The 19,539-nt window shown below is 33.1% G+C and carries 17 protein-coding genes and 1 other RNA gene; 3 read left to right on the top strand and 15 right to left on the bottom strand.

Features of this window, described 5'->3' with window-relative positions; all coding sequences use genetic code 11:
- Window positions 1–4: 4 nt before the first annotated feature.
- Window positions 5–401: a transfer-messenger RNA gene (gene ssrA, locus BUA99_RS09090) on the top strand.
- A gap of 155 nt (window positions 402–556) precedes the next feature.
- On the top strand, window positions 557–874 hold the full coding sequence (locus BUA99_RS09085; RefSeq protein ID WP_072991143.1) for a hypothetical protein: 318 nt from the start codon (window positions 557–559) through the stop codon (window positions 872–874).
- A gap of 72 nt (window positions 875–946) precedes the next feature.
- Here the strand turns inward: BUA99_RS09085 and BUA99_RS09080 are convergent, their stop codons facing one another.
- From BUA99_RS09080 to BUA99_RS09045, 8 genes are all read right to left on the bottom strand, one after another.
- On the bottom strand, window positions 947–1,417 hold the full coding sequence (locus BUA99_RS09080; RefSeq protein WP_072991140.1) for an OsmC family protein: 471 nt from the start codon (window positions 1,415–1,417) through the stop codon (window positions 947–949).
- A gap of 119 nt (window positions 1,418–1,536) precedes the next feature.
- Window positions 1,537–4,575 carry an efflux RND transporter permease subunit gene (locus BUA99_RS09075; RefSeq protein ID WP_072991137.1) on the bottom strand — a complete coding sequence of 1,013 codons (3,039 nt, stop codon included), beginning with the start codon at window positions 4,573–4,575 and terminating at the stop codon, window positions 1,537–1,539.
- A complete protein-coding gene (locus tag BUA99_RS09070; protein WP_159430940.1) occupies window positions 4,575–5,504 on the bottom strand; it encodes an efflux RND transporter periplasmic adaptor subunit in 930 nt (309 codons plus the stop codon). Before BUA99_RS09070 ends, BUA99_RS09075 begins: the two co-directional genes overlap by 1 nt.
- The gene (locus BUA99_RS09065; protein ID WP_159430939.1) at window positions 5,494–6,669 is read right to left on the bottom strand and encodes a TolC family protein; all 1,176 of its coding nucleotides are present in this window, start codon (window positions 6,667–6,669) and stop codon (window positions 5,494–5,496) included. The genes BUA99_RS09070 and BUA99_RS09065 overlap by 11 nt, the downstream gene beginning before the upstream one ends.
- A gap of 143 nt (window positions 6,670–6,812) precedes the next feature.
- A complete protein-coding gene (locus BUA99_RS09060) occupies window positions 6,813–7,247 on the bottom strand; it encodes a PepSY-like domain-containing protein (RefSeq protein WP_072991130.1) in 435 nt (144 codons plus the stop codon).
- A gap of 159 nt (window positions 7,248–7,406) precedes the next feature.
- Complete coding sequence (locus tag BUA99_RS09055; protein WP_072991128.1) at window positions 7,407–8,558, bottom strand: serine hydrolase domain-containing protein; 1,152 nt, start codon at window positions 8,556–8,558, stop codon at window positions 7,407–7,409.
- Between the two features lie 60 nt (window positions 8,559–8,618).
- Complete coding sequence (locus BUA99_RS09050; RefSeq protein ID WP_072991126.1) at window positions 8,619–9,887, bottom strand: sensor histidine kinase; 1,269 nt, start codon at window positions 9,885–9,887, stop codon at window positions 8,619–8,621.
- Window positions 9,884–10,564 (bottom strand): response regulator transcription factor, encoded by a 681-nt coding sequence (locus tag BUA99_RS09045; protein ID WP_072991124.1) that lies wholly within the window; start codon window positions 10,562–10,564, stop codon window positions 9,884–9,886. Before BUA99_RS09045 ends, BUA99_RS09050 begins: the two co-directional genes overlap by 4 nt.
- Window positions 10,565–10,722: 158 nt before the next feature.
- Between BUA99_RS09045 and BUA99_RS09040 the strand changes: the two genes are divergently transcribed.
- Window positions 10,723–11,460 (top strand): phosphatase PAP2 family protein, encoded by a 738-nt coding sequence (locus BUA99_RS09040; RefSeq protein ID WP_072991122.1) that lies wholly within the window; start codon window positions 10,723–10,725, stop codon window positions 11,458–11,460.
- A 495-nt stretch (window positions 11,461–11,955) separates the two neighbouring features.
- On the opposite strand, the gene pcaF is transcribed toward BUA99_RS09040, so the two are convergent.
- From pcaF to pcaH, 7 genes are read right to left on the bottom strand one after another with little or no spacing between them, the layout of a single operon-like run.
- Entirely contained in the window at window positions 11,956–13,173 is a 1,218-nt protein-coding gene (gene pcaF / locus BUA99_RS09035; RefSeq protein ID WP_072991120.1) for a 3-oxoadipyl-CoA thiolase, read from the bottom strand.
- A 7-nt stretch (window positions 13,174–13,180) separates the two neighbouring features.
- Window positions 13,181–14,527 (bottom strand): 3-oxoacid CoA-transferase, encoded by a 1,347-nt coding sequence (locus BUA99_RS09030; protein WP_072991118.1) that lies wholly within the window; start codon window positions 14,525–14,527, stop codon window positions 13,181–13,183.
- A 51-nt stretch (window positions 14,528–14,578) separates the two neighbouring features.
- Complete coding sequence (locus BUA99_RS09025; protein ID WP_200778656.1) at window positions 14,579–15,769, bottom strand: 4-hydroxybenzoate 3-monooxygenase; 1,191 nt, start codon at window positions 15,767–15,769, stop codon at window positions 14,579–14,581.
- A gap of 11 nt (window positions 15,770–15,780) precedes the next feature.
- On the bottom strand, window positions 15,781–16,905 hold the full coding sequence (gene pcaDC, locus BUA99_RS09020; protein ID WP_072991116.1) for a bifunctional 3-oxoadipate enol-lactonase/4-carboxymuconolactone decarboxylase PcaDC: 1,125 nt from the start codon (window positions 16,903–16,905) through the stop codon (window positions 15,781–15,783).
- A 41-nt stretch (window positions 16,906–16,946) separates the two neighbouring features.
- Complete coding sequence (pcaB, locus tag BUA99_RS09015; RefSeq protein ID WP_072991114.1) at window positions 16,947–18,254, bottom strand: 3-carboxy-cis,cis-muconate cycloisomerase; 1,308 nt, start codon at window positions 18,252–18,254, stop codon at window positions 16,947–16,949.
- Between the two features lie 28 nt (window positions 18,255–18,282).
- Window positions 18,283–18,819, bottom strand: a complete 537-nt coding sequence (gene pcaG / locus BUA99_RS09010) for a protocatechuate 3,4-dioxygenase subunit alpha (protein ID WP_072991112.1) — start codon at window positions 18,817–18,819, stop codon at window positions 18,283–18,285.
- A gap of 6 nt (window positions 18,820–18,825) precedes the next feature.
- Window positions 18,826–19,533, bottom strand: coding sequence for a protocatechuate 3,4-dioxygenase subunit beta (gene pcaH, locus BUA99_RS09005; protein ID WP_072991109.1), 708 nt, complete (start codon window positions 19,531–19,533; stop codon window positions 18,826–18,828).
- Window positions 19,534–19,539: the final 6 nt, after the last annotated feature.

Here is a 19,539-nt window from a genome sequence, read left to right as displayed (position 1 = left end):
TAAGGGGGTCGACTGGTTTTGACAGCAAGTCGAATTGATCAGTAAGCACGTCGAGCATTGAGACCTTGCTCGTAAATATAAGATCTTATCATTTTACACGGCGAAAATAACTACGCTTTAGCTGCATAATCCGAATTATAGTACGATTAAGCCACGTTCCTATCAGATAGGAAAGCTGGATTCTCCTTGAAAGCCTTGGTTTGTGGCGGTCAATTTAGGGGAACCGTAAAAATAAACCTAGATTTCCATGAGCTTCGGGTGGATTTTGAAATTAAGAAGATAAGTAGCGTGTGGCTGTTTCTGGCCTAGCACACTGTCGAAAATTCAATCAGAAAATAAACGTGTAGAAAGCTTTTTAGTTGCTTGTTTGGACCCGAGTTCGATTCTCGGCGACTCCACAAAATGCCTTGTAAATGTTTGATTTACAAGGCATTTTTTTTTCGAACAAAAGAGTAGAGATTATTGCAATTCTTCCCTGTTTTAACCATTAGTTGATGTTAGAAAAATAGGAAACTCAAGTTTGAATTCGTAACTTTGGGTAGATACATAAAAAACAATGAAAAAACCAACTAATAAATTACCTCATTTTGAACTAAGTGGCAGCTCTTACTTTCGAGTAATTCAGCAGTTTTTAGACTTCACTCTTTTAGTAACCCAGTATTTAAATAAAAACCTCGGTTTTTCAAGAGTTCTGGTTTGTATACAATCTATTAAATCATTTCTATTAGCACGAAGAAAGATTGTTTCGGTATTTCTTTTCTTGGCCATTTTGTTTATTGCAACTTCCTCCTATGCTGTTTCTTCCGCAGCTGTGTTCATAATTACCACTTTCACTTTTAGTTGGACTCTTTTTCTATCTTCTTCTAAAAAATAGAACCTGACCAACTTTGAAATTTAAATAAATTGCCCGAAACCTTACGAAACTCTTTATCTCACTTCTACGAAATTATCCTAATTCACAACTTGGCTTATTTATAATTGGGAAATTACAGGAGTTGGCAATAAAACAGAGTTCGTTTGCTTTTTGATGTAAACGGAGTGCTTCGGCTATTTTTTCTTTTTGTGTAATAACTACTTTTGGGTACAAGCGCACTTCAATAAAGCGTCCGCTTCCGTTATCTAAAACTTCAATAGTTGCCTCAGCCGCATCAGTATAAGACAGCACTTCGATGCCGTTTTGCCTACAAACATATAAATAAGACATCATGTGGCAAGAAACAACACTGCTCAATAATAAATCTTCGGGATTATACAAAGCTGGATCTCCTTTGAAAGCTTTAGCAGCCGAAACATTTAAAATGGGTTTCCCTTCAATGGTAACAGTATGGCTTTTACTGAAAATTTTAGAAGTAGAAACCTCCTCCTCTTTGGTGGAAAACCAATTCAATTTTGCTTTAAATAAATGTTTGAATCCCATTGTTTTCTTTTTATGACAAAAGTAATTAAAAACAACGGTTACTGACTTAGATTAAAAACACTATCAATATCAGCTGTCAACGAGCAAAATTAAAAACGTTCTGCTATTCAATAAGTCAACTATTCTTTATGTTCAATATCAAAATAATACAACAAGCTTGGTAGCACTATTAAAAGTAAAGGCATTGCGATTAAAAAACCACCAATTACAGCAATTGCTAAAGGTTGATGTAATTCGGAACCCGTACCTATTCCAATAGCTAGCGGCAATAATGCAATAATGGCACCTAAAGCAGTCATTAATTTTGGTCGCAAACGTGTAGAAATCGCATAGACCAAAGATTGCTTTTTATTATTCGAACTAAGAAAGGTTTCTTTAAATTGTAAATAAGTAAAAATGGCATTTTCGCTGATAATTCCAACAATCATAATCAAACCCGTATAGCTTCCCACATTCAAAGGTGTATTTGTCAAAAACAATAATAAATAACTTCCGGAAATACCGAGGACAGAAATAAACAATAATATGAACGCCACTTTTAAATTTCGAAATAGAAATAACAACACACCAAAAACTAATAAACAAGAAGCCAATAAAATAAGTAATAATTCCTTAAACGATTGCTGTTGGTCCTTGTAAGCTCCAGCATAATCAATATAATAACCACTCGGAAGAATTACTTTACTTGACACTTCATTTTTAATATCTTGCATAACTGTACCTAAATCCGTATTGTCTAGCCTACCAGTGACTACACACATCATTTGCAAATTTTCACGCTCTATTTCGGCAATTCCTTTGGAAATCGTGATATTTACAAGATTAGTTATTGGTATCGATTTCCCATTTGGTAAAAAAATAAATATCTTTCTGATTTCTTCTAAATTTCTATTTTGAGTATTCGGATAAATCATGCGAATGGGTACCGCTTTATCTAATTCTAAAATAGAACCTATCAGATTCCCTTCTAACAATGTTTGTAGTTGAAATTGCAAATTAACTGGTGTTATACCATATTGTGATAATTGATTGTAATTTGGCGTAATACTTATCGACGGTCCAGCATATACAATTCCATCAAAAACATCTGCAGTGCCTTCGGTTTTCTCGACGATTTGTGCTACTTGCTTTGCTATTTTCTGCAATTCTTTTTGGTCATTCCCAAAAACTTTTACCTCAATAGGCGAAACAGAACTCATTAAATCACCTAACATATCGCCAATTACTTGACCAAAATCGATTCGAAGCGCAGGCTGTGAGGTTTCTACTTTTAATCTAATTTCATCAATAATAGCATTACTCGTCTTTGATCGGTCTTTCTTAAGCTGAATTAAATAATCCCCTCTATTAGGCTCCGTAATAAAAAAACCCATTTGCGTACCTGTCCTTCTACTATATGCCTCTACTTCGGGAATAGTATGTATTATTTTCTCTACCTCAATTAACATTCGATCCGTTTCCTCTAATGAAGTTCCTGGCGGCGATTCATAATCTAAAACAATACTTCCTTCGTCCATTTCCGGTAAAAAACCAGTTTCTAAACGCGGCAAAATTAAAACTATTGAAAGTACTAAAAACGCACAAAAAGCAAAACTCAATAGCGGTTTTTCAATAAAATAAGCCACCCAATTTTGACTTTTAACTTCTTGATGTACCGTTGTTGATTTTACATCAGAAGAGTTGTTTTCTTTTTTAGTAAGCAACAAATAAACAACTGGCAATAGAATCCAAGTCACCAAAAACGAACAAATTAATGTGATAATCATTGTATCCGTTAGCACTTTAAAATAAGCTCCAGCAACTCCGCTCATTAATGCAAATGGGAGAAAAATAACAATGGTACATAAAGACGAACCTACCATTGCAGGAGAGAGATAGTGAATTGCTTTTTGCAATAATACTGTCGTGGGTTCATCAGGATGCTCTTCATGAGTTCTATGGATTTGCTCCACTACAACTATCGCATCATCGATAATCAGACCCAAAGCTGCAGCAATAGCACCCAGCGTCATGATATTAAAAGTTTGTCCTGTAAAATATAAAACCAGCAAAGTAGCACTGAGTGTTACTGGAATTACAATTAAAATAGTAGTACTTGCTTTAATCGATTTTAAAAATAGCATAGCTACAATGATTGCTAAAAATAATCCAATTAATAAACTATCCGTAACGCTTTTTACCGCATCACCCACAAAACTAGATTGCTCATAATAGGACGATATTTTTAGATCACTTGGGATTATTTTTCGCAGTTCTTTCAACTTTGAATCCATATCCATTGACATGGTAATTAAATTGGCGCTAGGTTGTTTAATGATTGCAATTAAAACACTTTCTTTACCATTAGCATTAACTTTGATATATTCTTTAGCTTCTTCAATGGCTACCGTTGCAATATCTTTTAGGGTTACTATCCCTTTCCCGTTGTTTATAACGACTATATTTTCTAAATCTGATTTGGTAGTAATCTGAGCATCCGTTAAGGTTAAATATAAAAAGCGATTGTTTGACAAATATCCATTGGAAGTAATAAAATTGGTTTGGCTTAAAACCTGAGAAATGGCCTCTGGAGTGATGCTATAAGCAACCATTTTACTGTGATTAAGTTCAATCCAATATTCTTTTTCTTTTCCACCTATCACTCTAACTTCACTTACTCCATCTACTTGCGAGAGAAAAGGTTTAATTATAAAATTGGCTATTTTTTTTAATTCAATTGGCGATCTATTCTTACTTTCCAGTGCGTAACCTATAACAGGTAGAATAGACGGATTCATCTTCTCTACTGTTATTTGAATACCAGCCGGCAAATCAGTTCTAATCTGATTAATTCTAGATTCAATTTGTTGTTTACTTACATCTAAATCAGCTTTCCAATCTACGAAAGCCGAAATTTCACAACTACCTCTACTCGTGGTACTTCGAACGGTTTTTAGATTTGGAATTTTCTTTATTGCATTTTCTAATGGTTTTGTAACAGTGATCATCATTTTATCCACTGGTTGTTGCCCAGCATCAGCAATGACTTTTATTTTAGGAAAAGTAATTTCTGGAAATAAACTGATTTGCATTTTAGAATACGCAAAAACACCTCCCAATAATACTAAGAAAATTAAAGTGCTTAAACCGCTTTTATGTTTTACAAAAAAATTATTCATTATTTGGCACTTTTTATAATTTTCACTTTGATGGTCTCTCCTATTCCATAGTTTCCAGAAGTGACTATTCGATCAGTTACTTTAAATTTCGGATTTATAATTTCCGTTCTTTCTTGGTTTTTTAACCCAATTTGAATAGGAACTTTAATAGCGATAGAATCATTTTTGAGCAGCATAACCCAATACTCTGTTTCTATTTCATTACTTAAAATAGCGGTCTTTGGCAATGTAATTATATTCGATTTATTCGATTTTGGAATACGGACCGAAACAATCAAATTTTCAGGTAAAATGTCACTAGAATTCATTTTTAAAAATATACTTTGCATTTGCGAAGTGGCATCTACAGAAGGGATGAATTGCTTCACTGTTGCAGAAATTGATATGCCATCAGGTAAGTAAACTGATAATTGTTGGTTTAGAGAAACATACTTTTTTAATTCGAAAGGAACGTTAATAACGACACCATAATTATCCGAATCATTAATAACTGCTAATACATCTCCTTCTTGCACATAGTTTCCATTTTCAACATTTACAGCAGTAATAAAGCCATTGGAACTTGATGCAATTGAAACCGCAGTTCCAAAATGCAACTTCGGATCTAATTTATTCACATCATCACCTAGTGCAATGGACTCCTTAGTTTTTATCGAAAACAGTCGCTTTCCTTTAGTAACTTTATCATTCGTAGTAGTATTGACAGCCGTAACATAACCAGTAATGATAGCCTTTATTGGTGTTTTAACAATGTAAGAAACTGTTCCTGAAACTTCTTCAAAATCGTCAATTCCTTTATTATCAACTGTAGTTACAATAACAGGAATAATGGTTTCAGTCTCCATTACTGCAGTTTCTTTTTTATTACAAGATTGCAACAACATAGAAAATAGCACCATTGAAAAAAGTATAATTATATTATTTTTCATTTGTATTCCAATAATTAAGTTCATTAATCAATAGTAATCTTGTCATATTATTTTGAGCAATTGCATTTGTAATGTTTAAGGAATTACCTAAAGCAATCACGAAATCAGGTATCATTGCATTTCCAGTAACTAAAAGTTTATTAAAAGCGTCAAGCAATGTTTTATTAATTTTTAACTGTGATTGCAATTGCTCATTCATCATTTCGTTCTGAGTTAATTTTAACATTAACTGCTCTTGCTGTTGTTTAAACTGTCGCTCAAATTGTCTTTTGTAAGCAGCGTTCGTTTCTGATGCTAATTCATTTTTTGTAATCTGCAGTTTTCTTTGATTCCCATCATAAATAGGTACGGAAAGATTAAGGCCAACAGCACTACCAAAATGCTTGTAATATTGCCCTGTTAAAGTAGAAATATAACCTGCATCTGCTAATATGGTTAAAGACGGTTTATAAGTATTTGAAATATTTTGCTTTTGATTCTCAATACTTAAACTATCAATTTTAAATTGTTGGTTGAAAACAGACGTTTCCGCATTAATGGCTTGTTTTAATTCGATTTGAGGATGAATTAATACGATATTCGATTTTTCATTCGTGCCCGATAGGTAATTTAATATTTGCAAATCATTCTCAAATTGATTTTTCATTTGAAGCATCACAATTTCCTGTTGCTTAACCGAAGCTAAAAAAAGGAGATAATCCGTTTGTTTATATATTGATTTTTGAGTGAATTTTTTTAGAATTTCTAACTCACTATTCAATAAACCAAACTGTTGTTGAAGATTTAGATACTGATTATAATCCGAAAAAGCAACGATATATTGCAGTCGGATTGCTTTTTTAATATCATTTGAAGTAATTTTTTTATTAAAATCTACTTTTTCTTTTAATAAAGTGATGGCGCCAAGTTGAATGTTTTTTTGGCTTTTACCAAATATCTTTTGCGAATAGCTCACTATTCCATTTACGTTTTGACCATTAGTAATGGCGGTATCATATCCGAAATTATTAATTACAGGCGCATAATTGCCAGTTAAATTAGCACTCAATTGTGGTTTTAAATTGGCTTTATACAATAAACTATCTATTGTTAAAGAACTAGATTGATTATTCAAATCGTTCCATAAAGCGGTATTTAAAAGTGCTTTTTCTATAAAAAAATTCACCTCTCTTTTTTGTGAAAAAGAAGCAATTGAAATAAGTGTCGTTATGAAGAGTAAAAAAATTCGCATAGGTTAAAAGATAAAAAATTAGAACACCTTGTTTAAAAGATGTTCTAATCATAAGGGTATTAAATATCACTAAATTATTATCCTTTTAAAAGTTTTAAAAATTTACCAGAAACATCAAAGATTAAATCCATGTCTTTTCCATCAATTTTAACCTCCGCTTCATAAGTAACTACATTTTTGTCATCTGTAATTTTAGCAGTTTCTTTAATTTTTTTATTAGGATAAGTGGTTGCTATATAGGCTAGCGCCTTAGCAGGCATTTCCGTTTCTTTTATTGCAATTTCTATAGCCAATTTATGTCCTGCTTTATCATAGTCCGCAGAAGCGTTCTTTCCATTCATTTTAAACTCTGCCTCAAAACTGTCCTTTTCAATATTCCAGTCTACTTTTGTATTTGGATATTCTTTTTGAAAAGCCTCATTAACCACTGTAGGTACTTCTTTTTTTTCTTTATTTTGTGCAAATCCTACTGTACTTATTGCCATAGTGGCAACTAAAATTAAATTTTTCATGATTATTGCTTTTTAAATTATTAAACAAAGGTCTATCATGAATCTATTTCAAATCTATTCTTTAAACTGGCTGCAGGAAAATAAATGTTTTTTGATTCCTATTTAATCTTTTAAATAAAATCGAAAAACGAGATTTTACGCAATAATATATATCATTATTTACTTTAACATATTTAACTGATCAATAATTTGGATAAAAATATCTTGCCAATAATTTGGATTATACGAAAGTGAGGAACCTCCAAGTCTAATAATTTGAATGTTCTTTTCTGGATAGAGGTACAAGTATTGACCATATAGTCCAACCGCATAGAAACTATTATATTTTACAGGTCCAATACCCCAATTATAATTATAAAAATGTCTATTATTATTCTTAGGATCTGAATGTGTTGATTGCTCGACCCACTCTTTTGAAATAATTTGATTGCCTTCCCAATTTCCTTTGTTAAGATATAATCTGCCAAATTTAGCAAAATCAACTGTCCTAGCTTGTAGACAACAAAAAGCTTTTTCCATACTTCCATCGCCCATCTTATCTAAACTCCAGTAAGCGGCTGCTTCCATTCCTAATGGCTTCCATATTTTAGTCTCTAAGTAATTTGAAACAGGATTATATGTTACTCTTTCAATAATTAAGGCTAACAACTGGGTGTTTGCACTGCTATAATGAAACTCAATATTAGGTGCAGTTTTAATAGTTAATGCTGATATTTCTTTTCTTAAATCGTGCCCCCAATAAAATTCTGCATTATCTGAAACAATATTAAATTCCTGATCTGAAAATTTGATTCCTGAAGTATGTTGAAGTAAGTTTTTTATTGTAATCTTATCAAATCCTTGCTTACTTTTAAGTTCTGGTAAATAATCAGTGATGGGATTATCCACGCTTTTAATTTTTCCTTCATCGATTGCTATTCCTATCAATGTAGAAACCATTGGCTTGACCATAGAAAACGAAGATATTAAGGAAGTATCCGCGTATTTACCGGCATACTTTTCATATAAAATAGTATCATTCCTAATGATTAAAAATGAAATTGTATTGTGTAGTTTTACGAAGGTATCGAGAGCAACATTAGTTGGATTTAATGACTTATTGGTCAAACCAATCACTTGCCCTAATTTATAGTCTTTATCTGGTTTGATAAATTTAAAAACTGGCGACTGGTTTTCAATCTTCCTTTGAGGAAAATGAGAAAAGTCATTCTGACCTGGTAATGCACCAAATCGCATAGTATTAAAAACATCGCAAGATGAAATCGCTACCATAATTATCACCAAGAGTAAAAAATTTATTTTGCTTTTCATCACTTTGATTACGTGTTTTAAAATTAGTAAATAAACAACTGCTATGAATCTATTTCAAATCTATCTCTTAAATTGATTTAAAGAAAAAATATGTTCATAGTTTTCATATTTATATAAAACTGTAAGCGAATTAGCTTCTGCGATTTCTTTTACTATCGCTAGTCCTAAACCTACAGAATTGGCATTAGAAGATTTTTTTTCAAAACGTTCATAAATAGTAGATTCATCTAAAGGTTCTAATGCACCAGTATTGCTAATAAGTAGTGTTTCTTCTTTTGTCGAAATAGTAATTTGTCCATTTTTATAATTATGTCTTACAGCATTTTGAATTAAATTATTAATTAAAATAAAACACAATTCTGAATTAATTCTAAAATTAAACTCCTCAGTCACTTTACAAACAAACTGCAAGTTTTTATGTCCAATGAAATCCTCATTTACCATTCTAACTTTTTCAATTAAAGGGAGTAGCGCGACCGTATCTGTTTTTTCGTACTGTTGATTTTCTATTTTAGAAAGTAATAATAATGATTTATTTACTCTACTTAAACGGCTTGTTGCCTCTTCAATCGAAACTAGCAACTTCATCGTTTCTTCATTCAACGAGTTTTCTTGCAGTAGTAAATCTATTTTACCTTTTATTATAGCTAATGGAGTTTGAAATTCATGTGAGGCATTTTCCCCGAACTTTTTCTGGTTTTTATAATCATTAATAATTTTTGAAGTCATGTGATTTAAAGAAGAGTTTAATTCGTTGAATTCTGTAATTTCATTAGGTTCTAATTTTTTATAGACCTTTGTATTAACATTGAAATCCTTTATATAGACTAAGGTATCTTTAAAAGGTTCCCAAATAAGTTTAGAAACCTTACTGTTAATGTATAGGTTAACAAGAAAAAGTAATACTAACAATAATGTAAACACGACAAAGACTACTTCCATTAATTCATCATATTCTATGGTACTCTTCCAAACTTTTACCTGATAATTTTTCCCATTTACGATAGAATTTAAGACAATAATTTTATTCGAAATGTATTCTTTTTCAATCTCAGAATACATCAAAGTATCTTTTATAGTTTGTGGAATAATACGATTCTTTTCTATTTCTTTTACGTAAACTTCGTTATTGATTTCAAATACATTTAAAACAGTATCATCTCCTTTTGCAATATAATTTTCAATTACTTTAACTCTCGTTAATAAAATGGATTCATTACTTTCTCCAATTTCATTGAGAAGAAAAAAATAGATGAAAATAGCAGAAATTAAAATTACCGGAATGGTATAAAGGATATAATATCGGCTTGTTTTTGTTAGTAAATTCATAGTTCCGTTTTAAAAGTATAGCCTATGCCATAAATGGATTGAATGTAATCACTACAATGGGCTGCAAGTAGTTTTTTTCTAAGATTTTTTACGTGATTGTAGATAAAATCAAAATTATCAAATTGATCAGCATTATCTCCCCAGAGGTGTTCTACCAAGGCATTTTTTTGAATTACTCTATTTTTATTAGCAATAAAATATACTAATAAATCAAACTCTTTTGAAGTTAAATTAACCAGATTGTTGTTAATCAAGATTTTTCTTTCACCTGGGTATAAAGTGATTTCGTTAATAACGATGACATCAACTCCATCAAAATTATTGCGTCTAATCAATGCTTTGATTCGAGCGTTTAGCTCTGGTAAATGAAACGGTTTTGGCAAGTAATCATCCGCTCCTAAATTCAATCCGTCTATTTTATCGTCGAATGAATTTTTGGCTGAAATAATAATAATTCCTGTTTTTGGTCTGCTATTTTTAATGGTTTTTATTAAATCTAAACCATTGCCATTAGGTAAAGTAATATCTAACAAAACACAATCATATTCGTACAACTGTATTTTTTCATACGCACTATTAAAATCATTAGCCACCTCAACTATGTTCTTTTCAAGCGTTAGGTATCGAATAATACTTTTTTGCATTTCAATTTCGTCTTCAACAACTAAGATTTTCATAAATTAAATTTAAGTAAATAATTCAAAAGTAAAAGTAGACCCTAAATCTATCGTAAATCTATCGCCTTTCAAAAATACAGATTTACTACAGAATTGAAATTGATATTTGAGGATTAATTATTTACCCTCAAAAAATTTAACCGCCTTAATTAAAAATAATGAATCTCAAATTTCTTTTATTAACATTAATATGCTTTCAATCAATCTTTGCGCAGGAAGTTAAAAATGATTCTATTACCACTAAAAAAATCTCTTATAAACAATTGATTATTCCCACGGTGCTTATTAGTTACGGGATAATTGGCATTGAGAGTGATGCACTTAAAAATTTAAATGTAGAAATTAAAGAAGAGGTTACTGAAAATATTGATCATAAAATAACGATCGACGATTTTACACAATACCTTCCAGCAGCTTCAGTCTACGGATTAAATATGGTGGGTATAAAAGGTAAAAGTAATTTTAAAGACAGATCTCTCATTTTAGCGACTTCTTATTTATTAGTTGCCGCTACAACGCTACCTTTAAAAAACCTTACTCATGTGCAACGTCCAGATGGTTCCTCATTTAATTCTTTTCCTTCAGGTCATACAGCAACGGCATTTGCAGGCGCCGAATTTCTTTGGCAAGAGTACAAGGATGTTTCTATTTGGTATGGAATTTCAGGATATATAATAGCCACAGGTACAGGATTCTTTAGAATGTACAATGATCGTCATTGGTTAACTGATGTTGCAGCTGGTGCTGGAATTGGTATTTTATGTACAAAAACCGCCTATTGGATATATCCAAAAATGCAAAAACTACTTTTCCAAAAAGAAACAAAAGCGGCTCTTATGGTTGCTCCTTTTTATAACGGAAAGCAAACAGGAATTGGAGTAATCAGTAAATTCTAAATGTTAAGTGGTAGAATTTTATGTAAAATTCTTTTCCGCAATTTTCTAGTGCTTGACACTTTATGAGCTTTTCCATGTAATATATATAAATTACAATATCAAAAAAAAAGAACAATACGCAAAGTGACTACTAATATAACTTGACTTCATTTACAAAAAAAAGTAATAAAATTTTAAATATTTCTTTTTTTTAACAGGGTAAAAGATATCCACAATTAGACATTTCAATCTATTCATAAAATTGAATATCTATACTTTATTAAAAAAATACTGAAAGTTGAACTAATTGAATGAGGTTCTGTAAATAAATAATTTCACTACCATATTTTCATAAACTTTTACAAAGCTTAAAAAAAGAAGAATTAACAATCTAATAATTCAGCATCAAGCTTCCTCTCCTATGATTTATCTAGATCGATAAAATTAATTTCTCTTTATCGAAATAATTATAAATTAAGATCACAAATAGTACTTCATTAAACCACATTCCCAACTCTATCTAATATTCACATTTTCAATAATAACAGCATAACCCATTCCTACTCCAATGCACATGGTACAAAGTGCATATCTTTTATTTTGCTTTTGAAGTTCGATAGTAGCCGTTTGAATGATTCGAGTTCCAGACATTCCAAGGGGATGACCAAAGGCAATAGCGCCACCATTAGGATTAATTCTCACATCATCATCTGCCAACCCTAAAGCTCTAGAACAGGCCAGTGATTGCGCTGCAAAGGCTTCATTTAACTCTATAATATCAATATCATTTAATGTAAGTCCTGCTTTTTTAAGTGCTTTTTGAGTCGCTCCTACGGGACCAATTCCCATTAAACGAGGCTCAACTCCCACAACTGCCGAAGCTACAATTCTAGCTTTAGGAATTAAATTATATTTTTTTATCGCATGTTCCGAAGCTAAAAATAATGCGGCAGAACCATCATTCAATCCAGAAGAATTTCCTGCAGTAACGGTTCCATTTTCTCTTTTAAAAGCGGCTCTTAAAGTCGCTAGTTTTTCAAGAGTAGTATTACCCTTTACAAATTCATCTTTACCAAATACCGTAATATTCCCTTTTTTATCAATAAGTTCAACAGTAATAATTTCTTCTGCCAAACGACCGTTTTGCTGCGCTGCAAATGCTTTCTGCTGTGAACTAAAAGCAAATAAATCCTGATCTTCTCTACTTATTTTATAAAGTTCTACTAAATTTTCGGCAGTAACTCCCATAGGATCTGTTCCGTACATGGTCTGCATTTTTGGATTCACAAAACGCCATCCAAAACTAGAATCATACATTTGAACATCATTTCCAAAGGGTTTTGAAGTTTTAGAAATCACCCAAGGACTTCTTGTCATGTGTTCCATCCCGCCTGCAATCATGATATCAGCATCTCCAACTTGGATACTTCTTGAAGCATCAATAATGGCTGACATTCCTGAGGCACAGAGACGATTTACCGTTTGAGCAGGAACAGTAAATGGTAATCCTGCTAGTAATGAAGCCATTCGTGCCACATTTCTATTGTCTTCTCCTGCCTGATTGTGATTTCCAAGAATCACTTCGTCAATCATTTCGACAGGAATATTTGGATTCCGTTTTACTAATTCTCGAATGGTTAAAGCTGCTAAATCATCGGCTCTAAGAGTGGATAAACTTCCTCCAAAACTTCCAATTGGGGTTCGGATTGCATCTATTATATAGGATTGATTCATGTTTTTACTAATTTAGTTTTTCAATAAAATGAGCAGTTGTTTTAGTCCGTATTTCTTCGAGAGAGCTTCCCGGCATAATTTCGATTAAGGTTAATTTTCCTTCGATAAAAGAAAAAACAGCCAGATCAGTAATTATTAAATCGACAACTCCAGAAGCGGTTAGTGGTAAAACACATTTTGGAACCACTTTAGAAGAACCATCAGGATTTGAATGTGTCATAGTGATAATTAATCGTTTTGCTCCTTTTGCTAAATCCATAGCACCACCAACACCCAGCAAAGGCTTTCCAGGAACGGCCCAATTTGCTAAATTTGCAGCTTCATCGACTTCTAAACCTCCCATGATAGCAGTATCAACATGACCACCGCGAATCATAGCGAAGGAATCAGCACTATCAAAATAACTACTTCCTTTGAGTGCAGTAACTGGAATTTTTCCAGCATTTACAGGATAATCCATAGCGCCACCACCATCAGTAGGAACGGGTCCTACGCCAAGCATTCCGTTTTCAGTATGTAGAATAATTCCGTGTTCATCTATAATTAAATCTGCAACTAGAGTTGGTATTCCAATTCCTAAATTGACAACATCTCTTTTTTTTAATTCTTTCAAAGCCCTTCTTGCCATATTCATTCGGCTTTCATCCACTTTTTTAGAAGTCGACACTGATGCAGAACTTCCCAAATCCTCTAGTGTAATTTTAGCTTCTACTAAATAATCAACAAAACAACCCGGCGTGTGCACAAATTCAGGTAATATTTCGCCTACTGGAACAATTTCTTCTACTTCGGCAATTACTAAATCTGCAGCTGTTGCCATCGCTTTGTTGAAATTATTTTCGGTCATTCTGTATTGCAAATTCCCAGCGGTATCTGCTCTCCAAGCACGAATAAAAGCTACATTACCGCGAATTCCTTTAATAAAAACTTGTTCTTCGCCATCAATGATTTTCGTTTCTCTTCCCGCTGCAATTAAAGTTCCCGCAGAAGTAGGTGTGTAAAAACCTCCAATTCCTGCTCCGCCAGCTCTTATTGCTTCGGCTAGTGTTCCTTGCGGTAATAGCTCATAATCTACAGCACCTGTTTGAGCAGCTTTGACTGCATCAGGATTAGAGGTAAAAAAAGAACCTATCATTTTTTTTATCTGGCCATTTCGTAACAATCGACCGCCACCAATTCCAGCTTCGCCCGTATTATTCCCAATAAAAGTGAGGTTTTTAGTTCCAATTTCAGCGAGTGCATGCATTAAATGAACCGGATTTCCAGTCATACCAAAACCCCCTTGAAGTAATGTATCGCCGTCTTTAACCATTTCTGCAGCCGTATGTAAATCTACTATAGGTACTTGTTTCATTATAAGTTGTACTAATTAAAATGAGTTTATATTTTTTAAATCTGGAAAATATTATTCAAAAGCCTCAAATGGCATTCCTACATAATTTTCAGATATAGTTGTTCTATATGCTTTAGATCTTTTGATATAATCAAATTTTGCTTTTTGCAATTGGTAGCCAAATGAACCATGTTCCTCATGTTTGTGAAACAAAGTGGTCATAAAATTAGAGAAATCCTGTGCACGCCAAATTCTTTTTAAGGCTGTTTCTGAATACGAATCTAATTCAGTTGTATTTGCATCTTTATAAAAAGCCGTAAATCCATCTACTAAATGTTTGACATCAGCGATAGCCAAATTCAGTCCTTTTCCTCCTGTTGGCGGAACAATATGTGCTGCATCGCCTGCTAAAAACAATCTGCCTTTTTGCATGTTATCAATGAAATAGCTTCGCATGGGTGTGATTCCTTTTTCAAAAATAGGACCTCTTTTTAGTTCCCAACCCGGCGTTCCCAAACGTATTTCCAATTCATCCCAAATTTGATCGTCGGTCCAGTTTTCTACTTTATCGTCATTTTCACATTGAATGTAAAGACGGCTCACGGATTCCGAACGAGAACTACTTAATGCAAATCCATTCTCGTGATACGCATAGATTAATTCTTCAGATGAAGGTGCAACATTCGCTAATATTCCCAACCAACTAAAAGGATAAGTTACCGTAAACTCATTATACGATCCTTCTGGCATAGTCTTGCGTCCCAAACCATGGAAACCGTCACAAGCGGCAACGAAATCACATTCTAAAACGGATTGTTCGCCTTCGTATTCAAAATAAATTTTAGGATTATCTGATTCAATGTCTTCGATTTTATTTGCAGTAGCTTCAAAATATAATTCGCCTCCACCATCAAGCCAAGCATTCGTAAGGTCTTTGACCACTTCTTGCTGTCCGTAAATAGTTATATTCCGACCTTGAGTAAGTTCTCCAAAAGGCACTCGAATACGATCTCCATTAAAGCTTAAATTTACACCTTCGTGTCGCAATCCTTCTTTTTTAAGTCGATCAGCAATTCCTAAATTTTCTAAAATATCTACTGTGTTTTGCTCTAATAAACCCGCACGAACTCTGGATTCAATATAAACTCTACTGCGGTTTTCTAAAATTACAGCTGAAATACCTTGCTTTCTTAACCAGTTTGCTAATGTTAATCCTGCAGGTCCTGCGCCAACAATACCAACTTGTGTTTTAATTTTTTTCATTTTTTTATACTTTAACTTTTCATTTCTTTAAAAACATCTTCTGCAGTATGAATCGCATCATTAGCAGCTGGTAAACCACAATATATTGCAGATTGCATGAGCACCTCTTTAATTTCAGCTTTGGAAACACCATTATTAAAAGCGGCTTTTATGTGCATTTGCAACTCTGCTTTTCGATTTAACGCAACTAACATGGCGATAGTAATTAAGCTCCGATTGTGTTTTGATATTCCGGGACGGGTCCAAATTTCACCCCAAGCATAATTGGAAATAAATTCTTGGAACTCGCCATTAAATTCATTTACATTTTGGCTCGCCTTGTCCACATGTGCATTCCCTAAAACAGTGCGTCTAACATGCATTCCTTTCTCGAAAGTCGATTCACCCACAATAAATTCAATTAAAACTGTAGCGAATTTTTCTGGTAATTCTGTGGATGATAAATGTCTCGCGGAAAGAATACTGATCGCCGATTCCGGAATTTTATTTATTAAAAATTCCGCATCTTCAATTGTAGTTACTGCATCTTCATTTCCTGCAATAACTAAAATTTTTGATTTTATTTTATGTAAATCTTCTGTAAAATCAGCATCTCTAATGGCTTCGCAACAGTTTGAGTAACCTAAAACATCGATAGCAATAAACATTTGATGCGTTTCGTCGACACGTTTTTCATTTTTAGCTATAAAATTGGCAGTAAACCAGCGCTCCATTGTAGCGGCTGCAATAAATTCTAATCCTGATTTTTGGATGGTTTCTATTCGAGAATTCCAACCTTCAGCATTCCCAATTTTAGCAGCGGTATTGGACAAAATTATTTTTGGAAAACGTTCAGAATGATGAATCGCCAACCATTGCCCTATTAAGCCGCCCATCGAGAGTCCACAAAAATGAGCTTTTTCTATATTCAAAGTATCTAATAAGTCAATCACATCTTGACCTAATAATTGGATAGTATAAGGCTCTGTTGTAATTTGGCTTTTGCCAAGACCACGCGTATCATATTGCAATATTTGGAAATAAGGCAACAAATAGGGAATTACTTCCTCCCACATGCTCATGTCAGTTCCTAATGAATTAGAAAAAACTAAAACCGGACTGTTGGGCGTTCCTGATAATTTATAGTTTGTTTTCATATTATATTTTGTCATTCGGCTCATTACTTAAGCCCAAAAATTTAGTATTTTTCTAAAAGTTTATTTATTAATTCTAAACTTAATCCAATCGAATTTTTAGGATTAAATAAATCGTCTATATCTGAAAGGTCTTTGTTTAGCTCAAGAATAATTGATTTTAAATGCCGATTTTCACTTATAGCTTTTTTACATGCTTTTTCTATTAATTCATGCGAAACAGCTTTTCCTATTTTTTTGGTTAAAGCCAAACTTACATTTTCAGCATAAATAAGTCCGTAGGTTAGTTCTAAATTGGCAAGCATTCTATCTTTATCCACTTCTAATCCTGCTAATAAAGCAATGCTTTTTTCGACTGAACCCGCTGTAAGTTGCATGATTTCAACTAAAACTTCCCATTCAGAATGCCACAAACCTACGGAACGTTCATGTTCTTGCGGTAAAGCCGAAAGCAATGTTGCGGCTAAATGCGGTAGTCTATTCGTATTTGCTAAAATGGCAGCACAAGCCACTGGATTTCTTTTGTGAGGCATCGTACTAGAACCGCCTTTTCCTTCAGCAGCACCTTCAAAAACTTCAGCTACTTCAGTTTGCATAAGCAAAGAAACATCTTTAGCAATCTTGCCTAAACTTCCTCCCAAAATACTTAAAACGCTTCCTAATTCAGCAAAATTATCACGATTTGAATGCCAAGAAAAACCTGTCTTTAAATTCAAAATTTGAGCAAATTCGTCCTGGATTTGAGTGGATATCGCTTGATTTCCATTTCCTACCGCGCCAGATAACTGAACTACTTCAACTCTTTTTTGAACTTCAAGTATTCGCTCCTTACTTCTTGAAATTGCGGTTAACCAACCTGCGGTTTTATAACCAAAAGTCGTTGGTTTTGCATGTTGCAACAACGTTCGACCTATCATAATTGTTTGTTGGTGTTCTCTTGTTAACTCAACTAATTGTTTTTCTAAAACAATAGTTTTTGCATTAATCCAAGTTAAAAATTCTTGCGTTTGCAATACTAAAGCCGTATCGACAATATCTTGACTTGTGGCCCCAAAATGAACATATTTAGCCGCTTCTTCATTTACGATAGCCACTTTTCTTGTCAATTGTTTCACTAAAGGAATAGCCGCATTTCCGCCTAATGGAATGTCGTTTTTCAATTGGTCAATATCAATTTCTGCATTGAAACAAACAGCCGATATAGCATCTGCAATCGATTTTGCAAACAAATTGTTATTAGCTTGTGCTTGCGTCAACGCCAATTCAACGCGCAGCATCTGGCGAATCGATTGTGAATCTGTAAACAATTCCTGAACTTCATTTGAATAAAACAATTGGGAATATAAACTCATAGGAAATAATTAAAATGGAACGAATATTTTAGACTTCAAAAAACACAGTTTCGTTTTCGCCTTGCATGTAAATATTAAATTCATAACAAGAGTCTTTCTTTTGCGCAATAATTGTGTTTTGCCTTTCTGCTGGAACTGAATTTAAAACAAGATCTTGCTTGTTTAATTCTGTTTCATCAGAAAAATAAAAACGAGTGTACGAGTGAATTAATTGTCCTCGCATGAACACTATTAAAGTAACAAAAGGGGCTTGACCGTCAACTGAATTTGGTTTTATGGTTTGAAAAGCAAAGTGACTATCGCTCTCTGAACCAGTACCAAATCTACCAAAAAAATTATGCTCTCCGTCGTTTTGCCATAATTCAATCATAGCATCTGGAATTACTTTATTTTCTCCATCAAATATTTTTCCTTTAATGGTGATGATTTCTTTTCCTTCTAGAACAGATTCTAAAATATTTGTGGTCAAATTTTTAAAATCATAACCATATTGTTTTGGCGTAAGTCCATAAGCAAAATAAGGTCCTACAGTTTGTGATGGTGTTTGTAACATTTTTGTGCTCATAATTTCTTATCTATTTTCGAATGGTGTTGCTTGACTTCCTCTTAATACAATATCAAAACGATATCCCAAAGCGTAATTTGGTTCAGTGATGTCCAAATCAAATTTTGAAATTAATAGTTCGCGACCTTTCGCTTTTACCGCTTTATAAATAGGATCGTATTCTAATAAGGGATCGCCCGGAAAATACATTTGTGTTACCAAACGGCTTATGATTTGGTTTCCAAAAAGTGAAAAATGAATGTGATTTGGTCTCCACGCATTGTGGTGATTTCCCCAAGGATAAGCCCCTGGTTTTATCGTATAAAATTTATAATTGCCGTGTTCATCGGTTCTACACCGTCCTGTTCCTAAAAAATTAGGGTCTAACGGAGCATTGTGTTGGTCTACTTTGTGTACATAACGACCCGCTGCATTGGCTTGCCAAATTTCTAGAATTGTATTGGGAATAGGCTCTCCTATTTCATTTCTAACGGTTCCGTGCACCACTATTCTTTCTCCAATAGGTTCTCCATTTCTTACCGAATTCTTGGTTAAATCATGGTCTAAAATACCCAAATTAAAGTCATGAAATAACGGACCTGTACGTTCGGCAATAGACTTTTTCAAAAGTATCATTGGCTTTGTTGGAGAACGTAAAATCGTAGAGGTATAACCAATGTCTAACTTTGACGGTTGCACTTCAATATCTAATAGGGAATCGTTACTTTCTATCATACTATT

Origin of the sequence: Flavobacterium segetis (genome assembly GCF_900129575.1) — a bacterium.
Taxonomy (GTDB): domain Bacteria; phylum Bacteroidota; class Bacteroidia; order Flavobacteriales; family Flavobacteriaceae; genus Flavobacterium; species Flavobacterium segetis.
Note: the sequence above shows the minus strand (reverse complement) of the source record. Positions and strands in the feature narration are given on the sequence as shown.